This window comes from Luteimonas sp. TWI662, from assembly GCF_039673825.1.
Lineage (GTDB): Bacteria > Pseudomonadota > Gammaproteobacteria > Xanthomonadales > Xanthomonadaceae > Luteimonas.
This window is the reverse complement of record NZ_JBDJMI010000026.1, coordinates 21,124-42,314: the sequence shown is the minus strand read 5'-3', so window position 1 is coordinate 42,314 and position 21,191 is coordinate 21,124. Positions and strand designations below refer to the sequence as shown.

Annotated in this window: 19 protein-coding genes; 7 read left to right on the top strand and 12 right to left on the bottom strand. The window is 68.1% G+C overall.

The features are described 5' to 3' along the window. Positions 1 to 134: 134 nt before the first annotated feature. From ABE488_RS15230 to yidD, 5 genes are all read right to left on the bottom strand, one after another. Positions 135 to 3,551, bottom strand: coding sequence for an autotransporter domain-containing protein (locus ABE488_RS15230; RefSeq protein ID WP_346449229.1), 3,417 nt, complete (start codon positions 3,549 to 3,551; stop codon positions 135 to 137). A 156-nt stretch (positions 3,552 to 3,707) separates the two neighbouring features. Beyond that, entirely contained in the window at positions 3,708 to 4,091 is a 384-nt protein-coding gene (locus tag ABE488_RS15225) for a hypothetical protein (protein ID WP_346449228.1), read from the bottom strand. Positions 4,092 to 4,571: 480 nt separating this feature from the next. Then, a complete protein-coding gene (locus ABE488_RS15220; protein ID WP_346449226.1) occupies positions 4,572 to 5,387 on the bottom strand; it encodes a M23 family metallopeptidase in 816 nt (271 codons plus the stop codon). Between the two features lie 77 nt (positions 5,388 to 5,464). Then, positions 5,465 to 6,817, bottom strand: a complete 1,353-nt coding sequence (locus tag ABE488_RS15215; RefSeq protein WP_346449225.1) for a dihydroorotase — start codon at positions 6,815 to 6,817, stop codon at positions 5,465 to 5,467. Beyond that, entirely contained in the window at positions 6,814 to 7,050 is a 237-nt protein-coding gene (yidD, locus tag ABE488_RS15210) for a membrane protein insertion efficiency factor YidD (protein ID WP_183427079.1), read from the bottom strand. The genes ABE488_RS15215 and yidD overlap by 4 nt, the downstream gene beginning before the upstream one ends. A 111-nt stretch (positions 7,051 to 7,161) precedes the next feature. On the opposite strand from yidD, the gene dksA reads away from it, so the two are divergent. Continuing rightward, entirely contained in the window at positions 7,162 to 8,181 is a 1,020-nt protein-coding gene (gene dksA / locus ABE488_RS15205; RefSeq protein WP_346449224.1) for an RNA polymerase-binding protein DksA, read from the top strand. Between the two features lie 65 nt (positions 8,182 to 8,246). On the opposite strand, the gene ABE488_RS15200 is transcribed toward dksA, so the two are convergent. The 4 genes from ABE488_RS15200 to ABE488_RS15185 all read right to left on the bottom strand — a co-directional run bounded on the left by ABE488_RS15200 (position 8,247) and on the right by ABE488_RS15185 (position 10,826). Beyond that, positions 8,247 to 8,441, bottom strand: coding sequence for a hypothetical protein (locus tag ABE488_RS15200; RefSeq protein WP_346449223.1), 195 nt, complete (start codon positions 8,439 to 8,441; stop codon positions 8,247 to 8,249). Then, the gene (locus tag ABE488_RS15195; RefSeq protein ID WP_346449221.1) at positions 8,438 to 9,013 is read right to left on the bottom strand and encodes a TlpA disulfide reductase family protein; all 576 of its coding nucleotides are present in this window, start codon (positions 9,011 to 9,013) and stop codon (positions 8,438 to 8,440) included. Before ABE488_RS15195 ends, ABE488_RS15200 begins: the two co-directional genes overlap by 4 nt. A gap of 125 nt (positions 9,014 to 9,138) precedes the next feature. Further along, positions 9,139 to 10,389 carry an MFS transporter gene (locus ABE488_RS15190; protein WP_346449219.1) on the bottom strand — a complete coding sequence of 417 codons (1,251 nt, stop codon included), beginning with the start codon at positions 10,387 to 10,389 and terminating at the stop codon, positions 9,139 to 9,141. Continuing rightward, complete coding sequence (locus ABE488_RS15185) at positions 10,386 to 10,826, bottom strand: SufE family protein (protein WP_346444144.1); 441 nt, start codon at positions 10,824 to 10,826, stop codon at positions 10,386 to 10,388. The genes ABE488_RS15190 and ABE488_RS15185 overlap by 4 nt, the downstream gene beginning before the upstream one ends. Positions 10,827 to 10,973: 147 nt before the next feature. On the opposite strand from ABE488_RS15185, the gene ABE488_RS15180 reads away from it, so the two are divergent. Both ABE488_RS15180 and ABE488_RS15175 read left to right on the top strand, forming a co-directional pair. Continuing rightward, entirely contained in the window at positions 10,974 to 12,389 is a 1,416-nt protein-coding gene (locus tag ABE488_RS15180) for a deoxyribodipyrimidine photo-lyase (protein ID WP_346449217.1), read from the top strand. 167 nt (positions 12,390 to 12,556) lie between these two features. Beyond that, the gene (locus ABE488_RS15175) at positions 12,557 to 13,234 is read left to right on the top strand and encodes an OmpA family protein (RefSeq protein ID WP_346444146.1); all 678 of its coding nucleotides are present in this window, start codon (positions 12,557 to 12,559) and stop codon (positions 13,232 to 13,234) included. 142 nt (positions 13,235 to 13,376) lie between these two features. Here ABE488_RS15175 and ABE488_RS15170 read toward each other — a convergent pair whose 3' ends face one another. The 3 genes from ABE488_RS15170 to ABE488_RS15160 form a co-directional block, all read right to left on the bottom strand. After that, a complete protein-coding gene (locus tag ABE488_RS15170; protein WP_346449215.1) occupies positions 13,377 to 14,582 on the bottom strand; it encodes an acetyl-CoA C-acyltransferase in 1,206 nt (401 codons plus the stop codon). 76 nt (positions 14,583 to 14,658) lie between these two features. After that, positions 14,659 to 17,031, bottom strand: coding sequence for a 3-hydroxyacyl-CoA dehydrogenase/enoyl-CoA hydratase family protein (locus tag ABE488_RS15165; RefSeq protein ID WP_346449214.1), 2,373 nt, complete (start codon positions 17,029 to 17,031; stop codon positions 14,659 to 14,661). Positions 17,032 to 17,080: 49 nt separating this feature from the next. Beyond that, positions 17,081 to 17,701, bottom strand: coding sequence for a TetR/AcrR family transcriptional regulator (locus tag ABE488_RS15160; protein ID WP_241943384.1), 621 nt, complete (start codon positions 17,699 to 17,701; stop codon positions 17,081 to 17,083). A 217-nt stretch (positions 17,702 to 17,918) separates the two neighbouring features. Here ABE488_RS15160 and ndk point away from each other — a divergent pair, with 217 nt between their 5' ends. Genes ndk through ABE488_RS15140 form a run of 4 tightly spaced genes read left to right on the top strand, consistent with a single transcriptional unit; the run spans position 17,919 to position 21,133 of the window. Continuing rightward, on the top strand, positions 17,919 to 18,344 hold the full coding sequence (gene ndk / locus ABE488_RS15155) for a nucleoside-diphosphate kinase (RefSeq protein WP_346444151.1): 426 nt from the start codon (positions 17,919 to 17,921) through the stop codon (positions 18,342 to 18,344). After that, entirely contained in the window at positions 18,341 to 19,528 is a 1,188-nt protein-coding gene (gene rlmN / locus ABE488_RS15150; protein WP_346444186.1) for a 23S rRNA (adenine(2503)-C(2))-methyltransferase RlmN, read from the top strand. The genes ndk and rlmN overlap by 4 nt, the downstream gene beginning before the upstream one ends. Beyond that, positions 19,515 to 20,309 (top strand): type IV pilus biogenesis/stability protein PilW, encoded by a 795-nt coding sequence (pilW, locus tag ABE488_RS15145; protein WP_346449213.1) that lies wholly within the window; start codon positions 19,515 to 19,517, stop codon positions 20,307 to 20,309. The genes rlmN and pilW overlap by 14 nt, the downstream gene beginning before the upstream one ends. Before the next feature lie 29 nt (positions 20,310 to 20,338). After that, positions 20,339 to 21,133 (top strand): RodZ domain-containing protein, encoded by a 795-nt coding sequence (locus ABE488_RS15140; RefSeq protein WP_346449211.1) that lies wholly within the window; start codon positions 20,339 to 20,341, stop codon positions 21,131 to 21,133. Positions 21,134 to 21,191 lie beyond the last annotated feature (58 nt).

Here is a 21,191-nt window from a genome sequence, read left to right as displayed (position 1 = left end):
TCTTGATCGTCTTCCGGTCGAACATCCCCTCACCCTTGCGCCCTGGAATCAGGCATCAAGCGTAACGGTGGCTGGCAAAGGACTCCCCGCTAATCTGCGAAGAACCTTTTTCAGGTGCCGATTGTCGGGCAGGCTCAGAACTGCAGCGAGAACCGGGCGTTGGCGCCGTGGTCGCGCGCGTCATCCGACAACGCGCCGCTGTAGCCGATCTCCAGCAGGCTGTTGGCCGACGTGCGAGCGGCAATGCTCAGCTCGACCAGCGTGGCCTCGTCGGAGATCGACGGGCTGGTCACCCCGTACCAGCGGCTGCCATCGAACGACAACTGCGCGTCGTGCACCTGGTTGCCACCGGCATAGCGATAGCCGAGGTTGCCGCGCAGGCTCAACCAGCTCTGGTCCTGGGCGGTGCCGCGCAGGTTCACGTTGAAGCGCATGCCCGCCGTGGTCAGGTCGACGCGGGTGTCGCCGCCGCGGCCCCGCAGCGCCGCAGCGCCGCCGTCCTCGGCGAAGCCGTCGTGGTCGAGCTCGACATGGGCGTACTGCAGGTACGGCTCGAGTTCCCAGCGCTCGTTGCCGAAGCGGTAGCCCAGTTCCGCGAAGGCCTGCCATGCGGTCGCATCGTAGCGGCCGTGCACGCCATCGGCGAAGCCGGCGAACGCGACGTCGCGCTCGACGTCCAGCTCATGCCACGCGTACGTGTAGCCCACGCGCAGGCCCAGCCCGTCCCAGGCCTGGCTGCCGTAGACACCCACATGGCGCGTGTCGGCATCGCCCTTCGACGCGCGGCTGCGCACGTCGAAGTCGGTGCTGCCGACGCCGCCGAAGGCGCCGACGCGCCAGCCGCCGTCGAACTGACGGTCGATACCGACCAGGGCCGCCGTCCCGTTGTACTGCGCGCGCGCGGTGTTGCCATCGCCGCCGACGCGGCCGCCCTGGCGATGCACCTCGACCCAGGCGCCGGTGTTGGCGTCGGCGTCGCGCTGCCCGCCGAAGCCGTCGTGTCCGGCCGAGGCGCGAGCGAGGGCGGCATCGCGGACCAGGCGACCGCTGTCGATCAGGATCTGCTGCGCGCTGGCATGGATCTCGCCCGAGAGCTGGTCGAACGCGTTGCGTGCGCCGGCCTCACCAAGCTGCGTCAGCGGGACCAACAGACCCTGATCGTCGGGCAGCGCATCGAGCGCCGCCGCAGTGGCGCGCTGGTTGCCGGTCTGCGCGGCGGTCGCGAGCGCCGCACCGCGGGTCACGCCCACATCGATGGCGTTCGGTCCGTACAGCAGCGACAGCGACAGGAACGGCGACAACGCGCTGGTGTCGATGGTGTCGAAGGTGCCGGTCACGCCACCCTGCGCCGAGACGATGCGGTACTGCTGGCCGAGCAGGTAGGTGCCGGGCAAGCGACTGGCGACGAGCGTGCCACCGTACAGCGTGGCCGAGCCGGTGACCGACAGCAGATCGGCCAAGTCCGGCGGCTGCAGTTCGGCGATCAGCGTGGCGTCGGCGGTTTGCACATAGTCGCCGTCGACGACGAGCGTACCGATCGAGTTGCCGGGCGCGATCGTGCCGGCGACCCAGGTGTCGCCGAGGGTGCCGCTGCCGCCCAGCGTGCCCAGCGCCTCGACGCGCGTCTGACCCCCCGCGACCGTGCCGTTCACGACCGCGACACCGCGTCCGAGGATCGCACCGGTATCGGCGTCGACCACGCCGGTCACCGTCAGCGCGGTGTCCTGCAGGCGCCCGTCTTCGGCGATCAGCAGACGACCGCCCTGGACGAGCACGTCGTCGGCGAGCGCATTGCGGCCGGCCAGTTCCAGCGTACCACCGGTCACCGTGGCGCCGTTGAAGCTGTTGTCGCCCGACAGGCGCAGCCAGCCGCCTGCATTGGAGTGGAACCCGAGCCGGCCGGGGCCGCCGATGTCGTTGGTCCAGTCGTCCCAGGCGTCGCCGTCCCAGACCTTGGTGCCGCCTGCGGCCTGGTCCATGACGATGTCGGTGTCGACGCGCAACTGGCCGTAGCCTTCGATCGCCTTCTGCAGGTTGAGCAGGCCCCAGCCGTAGATCTCGTCGACGCCTTCCTCGCCCAGGTCGGTCGCGGTGGTCAGCATGACGTCGCGGATCTGATGGCCTTCGAGATACGGGAAGCGCTCAAACAGCAGGCCGAGTGCGCCGGTGACGTGCGGTGCCGCCATCGAGGTGCCCGAATAGTCGGCGAAGCCGGGCACGCCTTCGCGGCTGGAGAACTCGTAGCGCAGGTTACCGGCCTCGTCGACGAACCAGCCGCCCTCGAGCAGATCGTTGTCGTAGACGGTGGAGGTGATCAGACTGCCCGGTGCGGCCAAGCACCATTGCGCGGTGATGCCGCATTTCATCGAACGATCGCTCAGCACGCCGCTCTCGTTGAGATTGACCACGCTGACCCAGTACTGCTCGATATCCGGGAAGATGGAAGGCAGCGATGCCGGCGCGGTGGCCTGTGGACTTGCCTCGGGCGATGGATTGGTGCCGCTGTTGCCGGCCGCCACGACCTGCAGCATGCCCGACGTGCGCGAAGCCTCGGCCATCGTTTCCAGTGTCGCTGCGACCGAGGGGATGCTCATCAGCAGGTCGTGGTACTGGCGCGCTTCGTCGGGCGTGCTGGCGACATAGGTGTAGCCCCAGCTGTGGTTCATCGCGCGCACGCCGTGGTCGATCGCCTGCTCGTACATTTGGGCGAACGCATCGCTACCGGCCGATGTCGAGAGCGTGGTGCACTGGTTGAAGAAGATGCACGGGATGTCGACGATCGTCAGGCTGTCGTTGAAAAGCCGTGCGGAGCTCAGGTCGGCACCCCAGGCAACGCCGTGCATGCCGCTGCCGTCGCGGTTGGCTGCGATCGTGCCGGCGACATGCGTGCCGTGGCTGTTGAAGGCCAGCAGCGTATTGCCCCAGAGGTAGTCGTTGGCTGGGTTGGGGAACAGCGGCGCGAGCGACGGATCGTAGTACTCGCCCTCCACCGCGACCTGGTCGCCTTCGGAGTAGAAGCACGCGTCCGGGCCATCGAGCAGCCCGGTCTGGGTGCACAGCGAGCCGTCCTCGAGCACATCGGCCATCGTGATGCCACGATGATCCTTGCCCGCGAACTCGGGATGCTCGAAACCTGCGCCCGAGTCCAGCAGGCCCAGGCGGACGCCCGCGCCGCTGAGACCGCGCGCATAGGCGTGATGCGCGTTGATGACTTCCAGGCCCCAGTCGGCCTGGAACTCCTCGGTGACCCACGACGTCGGATCCGCAGGCTGCGCCGGGGTGTCGGCGGCAATCGATGCGTGTCCGGTGCCAGACGGCGCACGCTGGATCTGTGCGGTATCGCGCAGACGCCAGCGCGCGCTGAACCCCTCGGCGAACAACGCCGGCCGTACCTGGGCCGCAGCGGGTTGTCGATCGAAGAATGCCTGGGAAATCGCGGACTCGACCGTGGAAGGCCTGCTTTCGGACGAAGCCGTCTGTGCTGCAACCGGCAGAGAGGCCAATGCCAGTACACCGCAGGAAATGGCGAGTGCGAGACGCGAGCGCGCCATGCGCGTGTCGCGTGAGGGTGTAACGGTCTTGCTTCGAGTCATTCTGCTTCCCTAAGTTGACTGAACGAACGTCGCTGGCCATGCGATCGATCCAGCTGGCGTTCATCCATGTTAGCCGGGATGCTGAGCAAGGAAATGGGGCAGACCCCATGTCGATCAGTTGTTCGCGTCGACGAGGCGAACACGGACCGTCAGGCTGCGTGATTGTCCAGGCCGGTCGATCCGCAGCATCCAGTCCCCTTTGCGGTCGGGGGCCTGCAGGATGACGCGACCATCGGAACCGACCGTCGTCACGCGATGGCCATCGTGGATCGTGCTGCCTGGTGGCGCCCGACCTTCCATCCTTGCGCCACGGACCACGGACGCAGGAAATCGCACGCGTGACCCCGCCACTTCTTCGCCTGGCTGCGCCAATCGAGGCCCCTGGGGCGTGGTGACGTCGGCCTCGGTCACAGAGCGCGGAAGGGGCGGCTTCGACGCGCACCCGGCGACCGTGGGGGCGGCGAGAAGAGTCAGCAAGAGGATGTGGGATGCGGCCATCGTGCGTAGCAGTCTATCCAAGCGCGCGCCTGCGACCATTTACGCGCCGACCCTGACGAACGCGCCGCCGCGCGTGGGGAGGGTGAACGACGTGGGCAACTACCCTCAGCGTTCGAACACCAATTGAGGATCAATCCGGACGTCGAACCGCGCCCCCATGATCACAACGTGCCGACCCTGACAAACGCGCCGCCGCGCGTGGGGAGGGCGAACGACGTGGGCAACTACCCTCAGCGTTCCAACACCAGTTGGGGATCGATCCGAACATCGAACCGCGCCTCCATGATCACAACGTGCCGACCCTGACGAACGCGCCGCCGCGCGTGGGGAGGGCGAACGACGTGGGCAACTGCCCTCAGCGTTCCAACACCAGCTGGGGATCGATCCGAACATCGAACCGCGCCTCCATGATCACAACGTACCGACCCTGACAAACGCGCCGCCGCGCGGGGGGAGGGCGAACGACGTGGGCAACTACCCTCAGCGTTCCAACACCAGTTGGGGATCGATCCGGACGTCGAGCCAATTCATCCCCCAATGCAAATGCGGCCCCGTCGCACGCCCGGTCGCACCGACCGCGCCGATCACCTGGCCCTGTTCGACGCGGTCGCCGACCTTGGCATCGAGCCGCGAGAGATGCAGGAAATTCGAGCTCACGCCATGGCCGTGGTCGAGCAGCAGCGTACCGCCGGTCAAATACAGATCTGGCGCAGCGAACGTCACGATGCCGGCGGCGGGCGCCTTGACCGGCGTGCCGGTCGGTGCGGCGATGTCCATGCCCGAGTGCGGTGAACCGGGTTGCCCGTTGTACGAACGGGCACGCCCGAAGCGCCCGCTGATCCGCCCCTCGACCGGGCGCAGGAAGCGACCGCCGAAGTCGACGCGCGCGTCGTCGCGCGTTCGCGCCTGCGTGACCTGCGCCTGCTCGCGGCGGATGCGTTCGGCGATCGCCGGCGGCGGGTTGACGGTGGCTGGCGGCACGCCATTGACGCGTTCGATCGGCCAGTCGCGTGGCGCGATCGCAATCGTCGCGACCTGTTCGCGGCCGTCCGGGTCGACGACCTGCACCTGGACGGGGCCGACCTCGTCGCGGCCGATGCCCAGCGCCACCGTTCCGTAGCCGCTGACGCGCAGCGCGCGGTCGCGATAGCGCACCTGGCTGCCCGCCGGTACCTTGCCCACGACCAGGCTGCCTTGCTGGACGCGCTCGGGAAAGCGCAGCGCATCGGTATCCTGGGCGGCGAGCGGCAGCGCGAACAAGGCGCAGGCCAGCAGCAGTACGAAACGTGTCGGCATCAGCGGGCGCAGTGCAGCGAAAGGGGCGGGTAGGATAGGCGGACGTGCATGAAGCTGCGGTGGCCTGGTCCCCGCGCTCAGCGCGCGAAGGCCAGGCGCTGGCCGGCCGGATCGCCCACCAGTTGCGTGCCGTCCCAGGCCAACTGGCCATTGACCCAGGTCGACGCGATCCTCGAGCGGAACGTCGTGCCCTCGAACGGCGACCAGCCGCATTTGGACAGCACCTGCTCGCGCTGCACGGTGAACGGCGTGTCCTCCACCAGCACCAGGTCGGCGAAATAGCCCTCGCGCAGGAAGCCGCGCTCGGCGACGTCGAACAATTGCGCCGGTGCGTGTGCGAACTTCTGCACCACGCGGGTGATGTCGAAATGCCCCTCGTGGACGCATTCGAGCGCGGCGACCAGCGCGAACTGCACCAGCGGCAGCCCGCTCGGTGCACGGGTGTAAGGGTTGTGCTTCTCGGCCAGCGTGTGCGGCGCATGGTCGGTGGCAAGCACATCGATGACGTCGTCGGCCAGTGCCGCCAGCAGTGCGCTGCGATCGGAGGCGTCCTTGATTGCCGGGTTGCATTTGATCAAATGCCCCAGGCGCGCGTAGTCGGCACGGTCGAAACGCAGGAAATGGATGCAGGTCTCGGCGGTGATGCGCTTGCGCAGACGTCCGTCCACATCCACCAGCGGCCCGGCCTCGAACAGCGCCAGTTCCTCGGCGGTGGAGATGTGCAGCACGTGCAGCCGGGTGTCGTGGCGACGTGCCAGCGCCAGCGCCAACCGCGTCGATTTGATGCAGGCCTCGCGCGAACGGATGTCGGGGTGGCACTGCGCCGGGATGTCGTCGCCGTACTTGGCCACATACTCGCGCTGGATCGCATCGATCGTCGGCGTGTCCTCGCAGTGGGTGATGATCGGCACCGGCGTCTCGCGGAAGATGCCGTCGAGGGTGTCGGGATCGTCGACCAGCATGTTGCCGGTCGAGGCCCCCATGAACACCTTGACGCCCGGCGTGGTCAGCGGATCGATCCGTCGTACATGGTCGAGGTTGTCGTTGCTTGCGCCCATATAGAAGCCATAGTTCGCGCGCGCACGACCGGCGGCACGGTCGTACTTGTCCTGCAGCGCGGCCGCATTCAATGTCGGCGGGCTGGTGTTGGGCATGTCCATGAAGCTGGTCAGGCCGCCGGCGACCGCGGCGCCCGACTCGCTGGCGATGTCGGCCTTGTGCTCCAGGCCCGGCTCGCGGAAGTGCACCTGATCATCGATCATGCCCGGCAACAGCCAGCGCCCGGCGGCGTCGACCACGCGCTCGCCCTCGCGGGCGGGCAGGTCGCCGCCGATCGTGGCGATGCGGCCGTCGGCGCCGATGCGTAGATCGCCCTCGACGATGCGGCCTTCGTTGACCAGGCGGGCGTTGCGGATCAGGGTCTGGGTCATGGCTTGGGGTCCATTTCGGGCATCGGCACCGGATCGTGCCCGCCGGGATGAAGGGGATGGCAGCGCGAGAGCCGGCGCAGCGCCAGCCAGCCGCCGCGCCATGCGCCGAACCGGGCGATGGCGATCATGGCGTACTGCGAGCAACTGGGATGGAAGCGGCAACGCTGGCCGAGCAACGGACTGACGAACCGCTTGTAGCCCTGGAGCAGGGCGATGAGAAGACGCTCGATCACGGCAAGTCGGCAGAGGCGATGAATGCGGCGGCCGGTTCGGTTGCCGCTGCAGGGTTTGCAGGGTATAACAGCCCGCTTCCCCGTCCAAGGGAATGACAAGGATCGCAGCTCGTGGCAGCCAAGAAACCCGTAAAAAAGGCCGTCAAGAAGGCCGTCAAGCCCGCAGCCAAGGCGCCCGCCAAGGCCGCGACGAAGAAGTCTGCCCCCGCCAAGAAGGCCGCGGCCGTCAAGAAGGCAGCCAAGTCTGCGCCCGTGACCAAGAAGGCCGTCGCCAAGAAGGCCGCGGTCAACAAGGCAGTGGCCAAGCCGGCGACCAAGAAAACGCCGGCCGCCAAGACGCCTGCCAAGAAGGCGGCGCCGTCGAAGACGCCCGCCAAGAAGATCGCCAAGGCCGCTCCGGTCAAGAAGACCGTAGCGCCGAAGCCGGCGACGAGCTCGAAGGCCGCCGTTCCGATGGCAGCCGCCAAGTCCGTCGCCAAGAAGGCGGCACCGGCGAAGTCGGTCATCGACAAGCCCGTCGCCAAACCGGAGGCCGCGTCCGCGAAGGCGACGCCGGCACCGGCGAAAACCGCCGCACCCAAGCCGGTGCCGGCTTCCACTCCCACAACACGTCCGCGTCCGGCCGGCAAGGTCGCCGTCGCGGTCGTGGCGCGCCAGCCGGAGCCGGCGCCCAGAACGAAGGTGAAGGTCGTGCAGTACAAGACCGATGAAGAGACAGGTCGTCCCATCCTCCCGGCGGGCTACAAGCCCTCCGCCGACGAGGAGTACATGAGTCCGTTGCAACTCGAATATTTCCGTCAGCGCCTGCTGCAGTGGCGCGCGGACCTGGTCGAGGAATCCAAGCAGACGATCGAGAACCTCAAGGACGAAGTCCGCGACGTCGGCGACGAGGCGGAACGTGCAACCCGGGAGACCGAGAACTCGCTCGAGCTTCGCACGCGCGATCGCTACCGCAAGCTGATCGGCAAGATCGACAGCACGCTCAAGCGTGTGGACTCGGGCGAGTACGGCTACAGCGTGGACTCGGGCGAGGAGATCGGTCTGGACCGTCTCGAGGCGCGCCTCACCGCCGAGCGCACGATCGACGAGCAGGAACGTTGGGAACATCTGCAGAAGCAGATGGGGGATTGACGGTTTTTCCTCGATCACTCCTAAAAAAGCCGGTCGATTCGACCGGCTTTTTTGTTGCGTGCCCGTCAGGGAATCAGGCAGCAACCAATGCGGCCGCCACCGTAGCGACAACCGGGCTTGCATGGACAGCCGGTTTCGGGATCTGTGCACCGGCTCCCCGCGGCGCTGGACTGGAACGCCTGGGCGGCCCCGAATCCGAGGGATCCGACGATCGCCAACGCGACCAGCGCACTCTTCATCTTGCCCGTGACCTTCTTCATCTGCCTTCTCCTTGGATGGAACCGACCGAGACGGCATCCAGGCCGCGTATGCCGGTCATAAGGGATGCCACGACGTCCTTGTTCAAAGGCCCGGCATGCGAGAAGACCACGCGTCCATCGTGATCGACCGCGACGAGCAGCGGTACCTGCTGCAGACCAAGCAGCGACACCAGTTTTTCCGATTGCGGAAATACGGGGAAGTCGAACGCGGCGTCTTCCGGGTAGGCCGCCACGTTGCGTCCGCCGCCGATGCCCACGAGCGGAATGGCACGTGGACCGTCGTGCAGCTGACGTGCGATCTCCCGCACCGCCGGTACCGATGCCTTGCAGGCCGGGCAGCCGGTGTCGAAGACATAGATGACCTGGGCCCGCCCCGCGCCGCCCAGCGTCTCGGTGCGCCCGTCGAGGGTCTGCAGGTCGAGGGCCGGCCACCACGCGCCTACCGGCGGTGCCTGTTGTGCGGTCTGGAGGTCGGTCAGCGTCGTCTGCAGCCGCCGGTTCTGGACGCCGAGCACGACGACGAGCGCACAGGCGACGAGCAGGGCGATCGATACCAGAACGGATGCGCGCATGGCCGAGTCCTTGGCGAAGATCCGCGCGATCCCGAGCGCGGACGACGTGCGATGGCAGTCAGGTGTTCGGCGGAGTATTCCGGGGATCGCGCAGGGCGACTCGGAAGCCCGTCACAGTTCTGCGTTCACTGCAGCTCGCGCAGGTCCAGGCGGCGCAGGCGCGGCGCCTTCCAGGCCGTCGTCGCGACCACGCCCATCGTCATGAAGCCGCCGAGCACGACGGCCGGCACCAGGCCGAGCAGGCGCGCCATCGAGCCCATGTAGAACGCGCCGATCTCGTTGGATGAGCCGACGAACAGGCCGTTGATCGACGACACCCGGCCGCGCATGTGGTCGGGCGTCGCCAACTGCATGATCGTCGAGCGCATGACCACCGACACGCCGTCGCACATGCCCGACAGCAGCAGGAAGAACGCCGACAGCCAGAACGCGGTCGACAGGCCGAAGCCGATCATGCACAGGCCGAAGCCGCCGACGGCCAGCAACAGGAAGCGGCCGGCATTGCGTTGGACGGGATGGCGGGCCAGCCAGATGCCCATCGCCACCGAGCCCAGCGCCGGCGCGCCGCGCAGGATGCCCAGGCCCTCCGGGCCCCAATGCAGGATGTCGTGGATGAAGGCCGGCGCCAGCGAGATCGCACCGCCGAACAGCACCGCGAACATGTCCAGGGCCAGCGCGCCGAGCAGAATCTGGTGGCCGAACACGAAGCGCGCACCCTCGGCGATACTGGCGAAGATCGGCGCGCGTTGCAGCATGCGCGGGGGCTCGGTGACGCGCATCCGCGCCAGGAACACGATCACCCCCAGCGCCAGCACCGAGGCCAGGGCATAGGCGCTGGCTTCACCGGCCCAGCCGACGACGAATCCGCCGATGGCCGGCCCCACGACCACCGCACTCTGGAAGGCGATGCTGCCCAGGCTGGCGCCACGCGCGAACTGGTCGCGCGGCAGCACGCGCGCAAACAGCGCGTTGTAGACCGTCCCCAGGAAGGCGCGCACCATGCCGGTCAGCATGATCGGCAGGTAGATCAGCCAGACGTTGCCGCCCAGCCCATCGAGCGACAGCAGCGCGAGCAGCACCGGCGTGATCGCCAGGCCCGCAGCGGCCGCCATGCCCAGCTTGCGCCGGGGCAGGTGGTCGACGAGGTAACCGGCGAACGGCGCCACGCAGAAGTAGGGCAGCACTTCGGCCAGCCCCACCAGCCCGAGCATCCACGGGTTCTGGGTCGCGGCATAGATCTGCCAGCCGACGGTGACCGCGACGATCTGGTAGGACAGGATCGTCAGGATGCGATAGCCCAGCAACGCACGGAAGCCGGGATTGCGCAGCGGTGCGGCCCGGCTGTCGGCGGGCGACTTGTCGTCCGACGCGCTCACGCCAGTGCGGACTGGGCGCGATCGCGGATGAAGGCGAGCAGGGCGGCCAGGCCGTTGCTGCGGGTGGGCGAGAGGTGCTTGGCCAGGCCGATGTCGGCGATGTAACTGGCGTCGGTGTCCACGATGTCGCGTGCGCTGCGGCCCGAATACACACGCAAGGCCAGGTAGATCAGCCCCGAGACGATCGCCGAGTCGCTGGCCGCGGCGAAGTCCAGACGATCCGCATCGCCCGACGCCACGATCCAGACCATCGACTGGCAGCCAAGCAGGCGGTTGGTCTCGGTCTTGTCGCTGTCGGGGAGCGGCGGCAACTTGCGGCCGAGGTCGATCAGGTACTGGTAGCGTTCCGACCAATCGCTGAAGAAGGCGAATTCGTCGGCAATGGCGCGTTGCGCCTGTTCGGGCGAGGCTTCGAGCGGGAAGGGCGAATCGGTCACGAGCGGGGCAGTCGGGAAACGGGCGGCGCGCTGGGCGGGCCAGAACGCAATAGTGTGAAGCAAAAGCGCGCGAAGGGGATGTGGCGGCCTTCTCGCCGCCATCATCGCGGTCGGCTAGGCTTGCCGGCGACGCGCGAGGAGGAGCGCATGGCGAACGCGATCGTCTGGTTCCGCAACGATCTTCGGCTCGACGACAACCCTGCGCTGCATGCCGCACTCCAGGCCGGCCTGGCGCCGGTGTGTGTCTATATCCACGCCCCCGACGAGGAGGGCGATTGGGCGCCGGGTGCGGCCTCCAACGTCTGGCGCCATCGCGCCCTGGCCGCGCTCGATCAGGCGCTGCGCCGCCATGGTGCGCGCTTGCGGCTGTTTCATGGCCCGACATTGCCGACCCTGCGCACGCTGGTGGAGACCTGCGACGCAGAGGCGGTGTTCTGGAACCGCCGCTATGAGCCGGCGATCGAACAACGCGACACTCGGATCAAGCGGACGCTGCGCGACGACGGCGTGCGTGCCGAGAGCCACGACGGCGCGCTGCTGTTCGAACCGTGGGCATTGCAGACCGGACAAGGCGGCCCATACAAGGTGTTCACGCCGTTCTGGCGCAAGGCCCTGTCGAGTTGGCAGGCGCGCGCGACCTGGTCGCCGCCGCCGTTGCTGCCGGCGGTCGAGAGCGGGCCCAACGGGGTCGCGCTCGCCGATCTCAAGCTCGCGCCCGCACCCGACTGGTCGGCCGGCTTCTGGTCGACGTGGACGCCGGGCGAGGACGGCGCACGGGAAGCGTTGGAGGTCTTCGTCGACGGTGCCCTGCGCGACTACGCCAGTGGCCGCGACCGTCCCGACCAGATCGGCACCTCGCGCTTGTCGCCGCATCTGCATGCCGGCGAGATCGCGCCGTGGCGGATCGTCGCCGCGCTCGAGGCGGAGCGGCGCGCCGCCACCGCGCCGCAGATCGACGCCTACATCCGGCAGCTCGGCTGGCGCGAGTTCGCCCATCACCTGATGCACCACTTCCCCGACAGCATCGATCGCGATCTCAACCCGCGCTTCGCGCGCTTCCGCTGGGCGCGGCCCGATGCCGGACGCCTCGAGGCCTGGCAGCAGGGCCGGACCGGCGTGCCGATCGTCGATGCCGGCATGCGCGAGCTCTGGCACACCGGCTGGATGCACAACCGCGTGCGGCTGATCGTGGGCAGTTGGCTGTGCAAGCACATGCGCGTCCATTGGCGCGAAGGCGCACGCTGGTTCTGGGACACGCTGGTGGACGCGGACCTGGCCAACAACACGCTCGGCTGGCAATGGATCGGCGGCACCGGCGCCGATGCCTCGCCGTACTTTCGGATCTTCAATCCGGTCTCGCAGGCACAGCGCTTCGACCCGGACGGCCGCTACATCCGGCGTTGGCTGCCCGAACTGGCCGACGTCCCGGTGCCCTTGCTGTTCGCGCCCTGGACCGAGCCCGACCGCCTGGCGGCCATCGCACCCCGCTATCCGCGCAAGCCGATGGTGGACCTGGACGCAGGGCGGGAAGCGGCGCTTGCTGCCTATCGCGCGTCGCGTTGAGCGTCTGGCCGGGTGGCATTCTTTCTGTGTGGCGTGAAACGCGCGAAACTGAACAGGCCTTGGCCGCAGCGGCAGCCGTCACCCTATTTGCATCAGCCAACGGGTAATTTCGCTCCCGCCCACTTCATCCGCGGACATTCGCGTCCGGACCCAAGGAGATCCAAGACATGCGCAAACTGAGCACCGCAGGCCTGACCACCGCCATCGCCGGCGTCCTGTTGTTGAGCAGCTGCGCCAGCTACACCGGCCAGACCAACGCGCCCGACGATCCGAACCGCACCCGCAACAACGCCCTGATCGGCGCCGGCATCGGCGCAGTCGCTGGCCTGCTCAGCGGCTCGGACGCGACCGAGCGCCGCCAGCGCGCGCTGGTGGGTGCCGGTGTCGGCGGCCTCGCCGGTGGCGCGATCGGTGCCTACCAGGACCGTCAGGAAGCCGAACTGCGTCGCCAGACCCAGGGCACGGGCATCCAGGTCGATCGCGAAGGCGACGTCATCAAGCTCAACCTGCCCGACGGCGTGACCTTCGACTTCGGCAAGGCCGACCTCAAGGCCCAGTTCTACCCCGCGCTCAACAACGTCGCACGCACGCTGGCCGAGTACGACAAGACCATCGTCGAGATCTCCGGCCACACCGACAGCGTCGGCAGCGATGCGGTCAATCAGCGGCTCTCGGAGCAGCGCGCCAACGCGGTCGGCAACTACCTGATCGGCCAGGGCCTGCTGCGCCAGCGCTTCGAGATCGTCGGTTTCGGCAAGACCCGTCCGATCGCCGACAACAGCACCGAGCAGGGCCGGGCGGCCAACCGCCGCGTCGAGGTCCGCGTGGTGCCGCTGCAAGGCTGATCGCACGCGATCTTGCCCAGAGAAAAGCCCCGGCATGCCGGGGCTTTTTTTCGTCGTCGATCCGCATGCTGACCGGGGCGATCGGCATTCACCCTGCAGCCGCGGCCTCGTGATCGGAGGCCGCGCCGCATGCCGTGGCGCGTTACAGCGCCTCGATCACGCCGGCCGCGCCCATGCCGGTGCCGATGCACATCGTCACCAGACCGTAGCGCTTCTTGCGGCGACGCATGCCGTGCACGATCGTCGCGGTGCGGATCGCGCCCGTCGCGCCCAGCGGATGGCCCAGCGCGATCGCGCCGCCCAGCGGATTGACCTTGTCCGGGTCCAGCTTGCTGTCGCGGATCACCGCCAGCGCCTGCGCGGCGAACGCCTCGTTGAGCTCGATCCAGTCGATGTCGTCGAGCGTCAGCCCGGCCTGTGCCAGTGCCTTGGGAATCGCCGCGATCGGCCCGATGCCCATGACCTCGGGCCGCACGCCGGCGACCGCGAAGCTGACGAAGCGGGCCAGCGGCTTGAGGCCGTGCTCGTTCACCGCGCGCTCGGACGCGAGCAGGATGCCGGCCGCACCATCGCTCGTCTGCGAGCTGTTGCCGGCGGTCACCGAACCGCCGAACTGGCCTTTGCGGAACACCGGCTTGAGTTTGGCGAGCCCTTCGATCGACGAATCCGGACGCGGCCCCTCGTCGGTGTCCACCAGCCGCTTCTTCAGCTGCACGGTGTGGCCGGCCAGATCGGGCTGATGGGAGAGGATCTCGTAAGGGCTGATCTCATCCTTGAACTCGCCGGCCTGGATTGCGGCGATCGCCTTCTGGTGCGAGGCCAGCGCGAACGCGTCCTGATCCTCGCGCGAGACCTTCCATTCCTCGGCGACCTTCTCGGCGGTGATGCCCATGCCATAGGCGATCGCGACATGGTCGTCCTTGAACACGCTGGGCGACAGCGCGACCTTGTTGCCCATCATCGGCACCATGCTCATGCTCTCGGTGCCGCCGGCGAGCATCAGGTCGGCGTTGCCCAGCCGGATCTCGTTGGCGGCCAGCGCCACGGCCTGCAGGCCCGAGGAGCAGAAGCGGTTGACGGTCTGTGCGGCGACCGTGTCGGGCAGGCCGGCCAGCAGCACGCCGATGCGCGCCACGTTCATGCCTTGCTCGCCCTCGGGCATCGCGCAGCCGATGATCGCATCGTCGATGCGGCCCGGATCGATGCCCGGCGCCTGCGCGACGACGGCCTTGAGCACGTGGGCGAGCATGTCATCGGGGCGGGTGTTGCGGAACACGCCCTTGGGCGCCTTGCCCACCGGGGTGCGGGTGGCAGCGACGATGTAGGCGTCCTGGATCTGCTTGGTCATTGGAAACTCCGGAATGCGATGTCGAGGTTCGGGACGGGGAGACGGCGCGGCCCGACGTGCGGGCCGCGCGCGAACCTCAGTTCCTGAGCGGCTTGCCCGTCTTGAGCATGTGCGCGATGCGGGCCTGGGTGTTCTCCTGCTGCGCCAGCTCGACGAAGTGCTGGCGCTCCAGGCGGATCAGCCAGTCCTCGTCGACCAGCGCATTGCGATCGACATCGCCGCCGCACAGCACGGTCGCGATGCGCTCGGCGATCTCGTAGTCGTACGGGCTCACGAAGCGACCTTCGAGCATGTTGACCAGCAGCATCTTGAAGGTTGCGATGCCGACATCGCCGGCGACACGGATCGCGCGCGCGGGCAGGGGCGGGCGGTAACCCGACTCGGCCAATGCGGCCGCCTGCTGGCGGGCGATGTGCAGCAACTCGTAGGCATTGAACGTCACCACGTCGTCGGCGCGCAGCAGCCCCAGTTCCTTGGCGTGGACGGCCGAGGTCGAGACCTTGGCCATCGCGACGGTCTCGAAGGTCTTCTTGAGCTCGGCGAACACGTCGCCCCCCGGGCCGGCGGCGTTCGACGCGCGCACCGCCAGCTCCTTGAGGCCACCACCGGCCGGCAGCAGACCGACGCCGGCCTCGACCAGGCCGATGTAGCTCTCCAGGTGCGCGACCGTGCGGGCGCTGTGCATCTGGAACTCGCAGCCGCCGCCCAGCGCCAGGCCGCGTACCGCCGAGACCACCGGCACCAGCGAGTACTTGATGCGCTGGCTGGTTGCCTGGAAATTGGCGACCATCGCCTCGAACGCGTCGACCTTGCCGGCCTGCAGCAGGCCCAGCGCGCCGGCGAGGTCGGCACCGGCGGAGAACGGCTCCTTGGGTTGCCAGATCACCAAGCCCTTGAAGTCCTGCTCGGCGATGCCGATCGCCTCCTGGATGCCGTCGAGCACCTGGTCGGAGACGGTGTGCATCTTGGTCTTGAAGCTGATCACGCCGATGTCGTCGCCATCGCTCCACAGCCGGATGCCGTCGTTCTCGAAGCGGGTCTCGCCCTGGTCGAAGCGCTCGCCGAGCAGCGGGTCGGGGAAGCGCTGGCGACGGTAGACCGGCAGCGAGGAGCGCGGCAGCTTGGCGTTCTGGGACGGGCTGTAGCTGCCCTCGGCCGCGTGCACGCCCTCGCGGCCGTCGAACACCCAGTCGGGCAGCGGCGCGCTGCTCATGGTCTTGCCGGCGACGATGTCCTCGGCGATCCAGTCGGCGACCTGCTTCCAGCCCGCCGCCTGCCACAGCTCGAACGGCCCCTGCTGCCAGCCGTAGCCCCAGCGGATCGCCAGATCCACATCGCGCGCGGTCTGGGCGATGTCTTCCAGGTGCACGGCGCTGTAATGGAACAGGTCGCGCAGGATCGCCCAGACGAATTGCGCTTGCGGGTGCTCACTGCCGCGCAGCTTGGCCATGCGCTCGGCCGGGTCGCGGGTCTTGAGAATCTCCACGACCTCGTCGGCGGCCTTGCGATCGGCCAGGCGGTAGTCCTGCGCCGCAAGGTCGAGCACGGTGATGTCCTTGCCGGCCTTGCGGAAGATGCCGGCCCCGGCCTTCTGGCCGAGCGCGCCCTTGTCGATCAGCGCCGACAGCCACTTGGGCGTGGCGAAGTAGTCGTGCCACGGATCGTCGGGCAGGGTATCGGCCATCGTCTTGATGACGTGGGCCATGGTGTCGAGCCCGACCACGTCGGAGGTGCGGTAGGTCGCCGACTTGGGTCGGCCGAGCAGGGGGCCGGTCAGCGCGTCGACCTCGTCGAAGCCCAGCCCGGATTCCTGGGTGTGGTGGATCGTCGACAGGATCGAGAACACGCCGATCCGGTTGCCGATGAAGTTGGGGGTGTCCTTGGCGTAGACCACGCCCTTGCCGAGCTGCGTGGTCAGGAAGGTTTCCAGCCCCTCGAGCACCGCCTTGTCGGTGGTCTTGGCCGGGATCAGCTCGGCCAGATGCATGTAGCGCGGCGGGTTGAAGAAATGGACGCCGCAGAAGCGATGGCGAAGTTCTTCTGGAAGAACTTCCGCCAACTTATTGATTCCCAGGCCAGATGTATTACTGGCGAGCACGGTGTGTGCCGGCACGTGCGGGGCGATCTTGCGGTACAGGTCCTGCTTCCAGTCCATCCGCTCGGCGATCGCCTCGATGATCAGGTCGCACTGTTCGAGCAGCGCCAAGCCGGTGTCGTAATTGGCCGGCACGATGGCCTCGGCCAGCGCGCGCGAGGCCAGCGGGGCAGGGCTGAGCTTGCCCAGGTTCGCCAGTGCCTTGCGGACGATGCCGTCCGGGTCGCCGTCCTTGGCCGGCAGGTCGAACAGCACCGTGTCGATGCCGGCATTGGTCAAGTGGGCGGCGATCTGCGCCCCCATGACCCCGGCGCCCAGGACCGCGGCGCGACGTACAAGCAATTTCTCGGACATTTGCTCCATCCCTTTGTTCGATAAGGGCCGGGTCGAGCCCGGCGTGGGGTCAGGCGCGGAAACCGGCGGCGGAGAAGCGGATCAGTTCGCCGGCGATCCGGGTGCGGTGTTCGGCCTCGGTGGTGCCATGGGGCCGTTTGATCAAGCCGAAATCGGCCATCGCGTAGGTCAGCGCGCCGGCCAGGAAATCCAGCCGGCCGTAGAGCTCGGCCTTGCCCAATCCCGGCAGGCAGGCGGCCAGGGCCGAGGCGAACTCCCGCGGCACGTGGCCGTACTGCTCGGACAGGAACTTGCGCAGCGCGTCGTTCTTCTCGACATAGGCGCGTGCGATCACCCGCACGAACCCGCCGCTGCCGTTGCGGCCGATCGCCATGTCCAGCGCCGGATCGACGAACGCGGCGATGATCGGCTCGATCTGGCCGGGCTGCTCGGCCAGCGCCCGACGCAACTGGGCCAGGCGCTGCGCGCTCATCTGGTCCATGCGCCGGCGGAACACCTCGTTGACGAGGTTCTCCTTGCTGCCGAAGTGGTAGTTGACCGCGGCGATGTTGACGTCGGCGCGGCTGGTGACCTGCCGCAGCGATGTGCCGGCGAAGCCATTGGCCGCGAACAGCTCCTCGGCTGCGCCCAGGATCTTGTCCTTGGTGGAAAACTGTCGCGTGCCGCTCATCCGTACTCCGCTGAATCAAACGCTTGTTTGATGCTAGAGCGCGCCGGCCTGACGCGTCAATGATCGCAACCGTTGCGACGCGCTGCGGAACTCCCCCGCAATGCGGTAGAATCACTGCAGCCGTATCGGCTAAACCCGCGCCCCGCCGCGGGTTTTTCCATGCTAACTTCGACCAGCCCGCCGGGATGGTCGTCCCCATTGTCCGGAGAATTCGCAGATGGCGCTCGAGCGCACCCTGTCCATCGTCAAGCCCGATGCCGTTGCCAAGAACGTCATCGGTGAGATCTACAGCCGTTTCGAGAAGGCGGGCCTGAAGATCGTGGCCGCCAAGTACAAGCAGCTGACCCGCGAGGAGGCCGAAGGCTTCTACGCGATCCACCGTGAGCGTCCGTTCTTCAACGCGCTGGTCGAGTTCATGACCTCCGGCCCGGTGATGATCCAAGCCCTGGAGGGCGAGAACGCCGTGGCCCTGCACCGCGAGCTGCTGGGCGCCACCAACCCGAAGGACGCCGCGCCGGGCACGATCCGCGCCGACTTCGCCGACTCGATCGACGCCAATGCCGCCCACGGCTCGGATTCGGTGGATAACGCGAAGACCGAGATCGCGTACTTCTTCAAGAACGACGAAGTCGTCTCGCGCTGAGTGATGCCATCGTGACCGGGGTCGCCATCGACGTTGCCGTCGCCAAGCAGAACCTGCTCGACCTCGATCGCGAGGGGCTGGAGCGCTTTTTCGCCGAGATCCTCGGCGAAAAGCGCTTCCGTGCCCATCAGGTGATGAAGTGGATCCACCACCGCTACGTCACCGATTTCAACGAAATGACGGATCTGGGCAAGGGGCTGCGCGCCAAGCTCGAGGCGCACGCCGAAGTCCGCGTGCCGCAGATCCAGTTCGAAAAGCCCTCCACCGACGGCACCCACAAGTGGTTGCTGGCGATGGACGGCCTGAACGCGATCGAGACCGTCTACATCCCCGACAAGGGACGCGGCACGCTGTGCGTGTCGTCGCAGGTGGGCTGCGCGCTCAACTGCCAGTTCTGTTCCACCGCGACCCAGGGCTTCAACCGCAACCTGTCGACCGCCGAGATCATCGGCCAGGTCTGGGTGGCCGCCCGTCACCTGGGCAACGTGCCGCACAAGCAGCGCCGCCTTACCAACGTGGTCATGATGGGCATGGGCGAGCCGCTGATGAATTTCGACAATGTCGTGCGCGCGATGAGCATCATGCGCGACGACCTGGGCTACGGCCTGGCCAACAAGCGCGTCACCCTGTCGACCGCCGGCATGGTGCCGATGATCGACAAGCTCGGCGAGGTCAGCGACGTGTCGCTGGCGGTCTCGCTGCACGCGCCCAACGACGCGCTGCGCAGTGAGCTGGTGCCGCTCAACAAGAAGTACCCGATCGCCGAGCTGATGGAATCGTGCGTGCGCTACGCCCAGCGCAAGCGCGGCGAGTCGGTGACGTTCGAGTACACGCTGATGCGCGACGTCAACGACCAGCCCCAGCATGCGCGCGAGCTGGTGCGGCTGATGCGCGAGTTCGACAATCGCCTGCAGATGAAGGACGCGGCGAAGGTCAACCTGATCCCGTTCAACCCGTTCCCGGGCACTCGCTTCGAGCGCCCGGACGATGCGGCGATCCGGCGGTTCCAGAAGCTGCTCAACGAATCGGGCCGGATCGCGCCGGTCCGCCGTACCCGCGGCGACGACATCGACGCGGCCTGCGGCCAGCTCAAGGGCCAGGTCGCCGACCGCACTCGGCGCCAGGCCGAACACCTCAAGCGGCTGCGCGCCGAGGGTGGCGACGGTGCCGATGCGGTGGCCTGAGGCCGTCGTTCTGGTGATGCTCGGCATGGCGCTTGCCGCCTGCTCGCGCTCGGGGTTCGTCAAGTCGAACGTCGAGCGACCGACCTACAACATCGGCGGCACGCCCGAGTTCCGGCGTGCCGAGGCTGCGCGTGAGCAGCTGGCACTGGGCGTGCGCGCCTACCAGCAGGGCGACGACCGCAGCGCCGAGCGTCAGGCCAAGTCGGCCCTGCGCAACGAGCAGACCGCGGCCGACGCCAATACCCTGCTGGCCCTGGTCAGCGATCGTCAGGGCCGCCAAGCGGAGGCCGGGGCCTACTACCGCGCCGCGGTGGAGCGCGCGCCCGGTCACGGTGCGACCCTCAACAACTACGGCGCCTGGCTGTGCCGCAGCGGCCGGCCCGGCGAATCGCTGGCGCAGTTCGACGCGGCGCTGCAGGATCCGAACTACGGCGACCGCGTCGGCGCCCTGGCCAATGCCGGCGCCTGCGCACTGGATGCCGGCGATGCCGTGCGTGCAGAACGCGACCTGCGCGCCGCGCTCGAGCTCGAGCCTACGAGCGCGGTGGCGCTCGATGCCATGGCCCGGCTGCTCGCCGGGCAGGGGCGATGGTTCGATGCGCGCGCTTTTTCGCAACGACGGCTTGCCGTGGCCCCCGCAACTGCGGCAGCATTGCAACTGGCGGCCCGCATCGAACAGGGGCTCGGCGACGGAGCCGCCGCCGATCGACTCATGCGGCGTCTTGAGACCGAATTTCCGGACGCGCCGCAACTCCAGCCAAGGGAAACCAGTCCACCATGAGTTCTTCGCACCAGGCCACGCCAGAGACCATGTCTGGGGTCGGAGAGCGCCTGCGCGTTGCACGTGAACAGGCGGGGCTGCGCCTTGCCGATGTCGCCTCGCGGCTCAGGATGCAGCTTCGCGTGGTCGAGGCGCTCGAGGCCGAAGATTGGGGGCGCCTGGGGGCGCAAGTGTTCGTGCGCGGGCAACTGCGCAGCTATCTGCGTCTGCTCGGGCTGCCCGAGTCGTTGGCCGACACCATTCCCGAGGCCACCCAGGTGCGCCCGCCGGAACTGACCCCGCGCACCTACACCCCGCCGATGCAGCGGATGCTGGACAAGGCCATGGGCCGCGCGGTCTATGTCGTGATCACCGCGCTGATCGTCGTGCCGGTCTGGGTGGCGACGCGCCAGCATGTCGACGACACCGGCGAGATCACCGCCTCGCTCGGTGTGCTCGGCGACGAGGCCGCCCCCGCGCAGCCGGTCGGCCCGCGGCCGGTCACCGCGTCGCTGGGCGCGCTGCCCAAGCGCGCGCTCGCGCCCGTACCGGCGGCCGAGCCGGCCGCGCGCGATCAGGCCGGGCGCCTGACGCTGCGCTTCAGCGGTCCGAGCTGGGTGGAAATCGTCGGCCACGACGGCCGCCGGATCGAGTCGGCTGAAGTGCCGGCAGGCCAGCAGCGCGAGTTCGCGACTGCCGATGTCCACCGCATCGTGCTGGGCAATGCCGGCGCGGTGGAGGTGCTGCGCGATGGGGTCGTTCAGGATCTGTCCGAGTTTCGCCGATCGAACGTCGCGCGCTTTGAGGTATCCTCCGATCGCGGTTTTGCGCCCGTCGCCGAGTAGTCGCGACCCGCGCTGCACACAGGACCGGCACGGCGCGCGAGCGCTGCAGCCGGTCTGT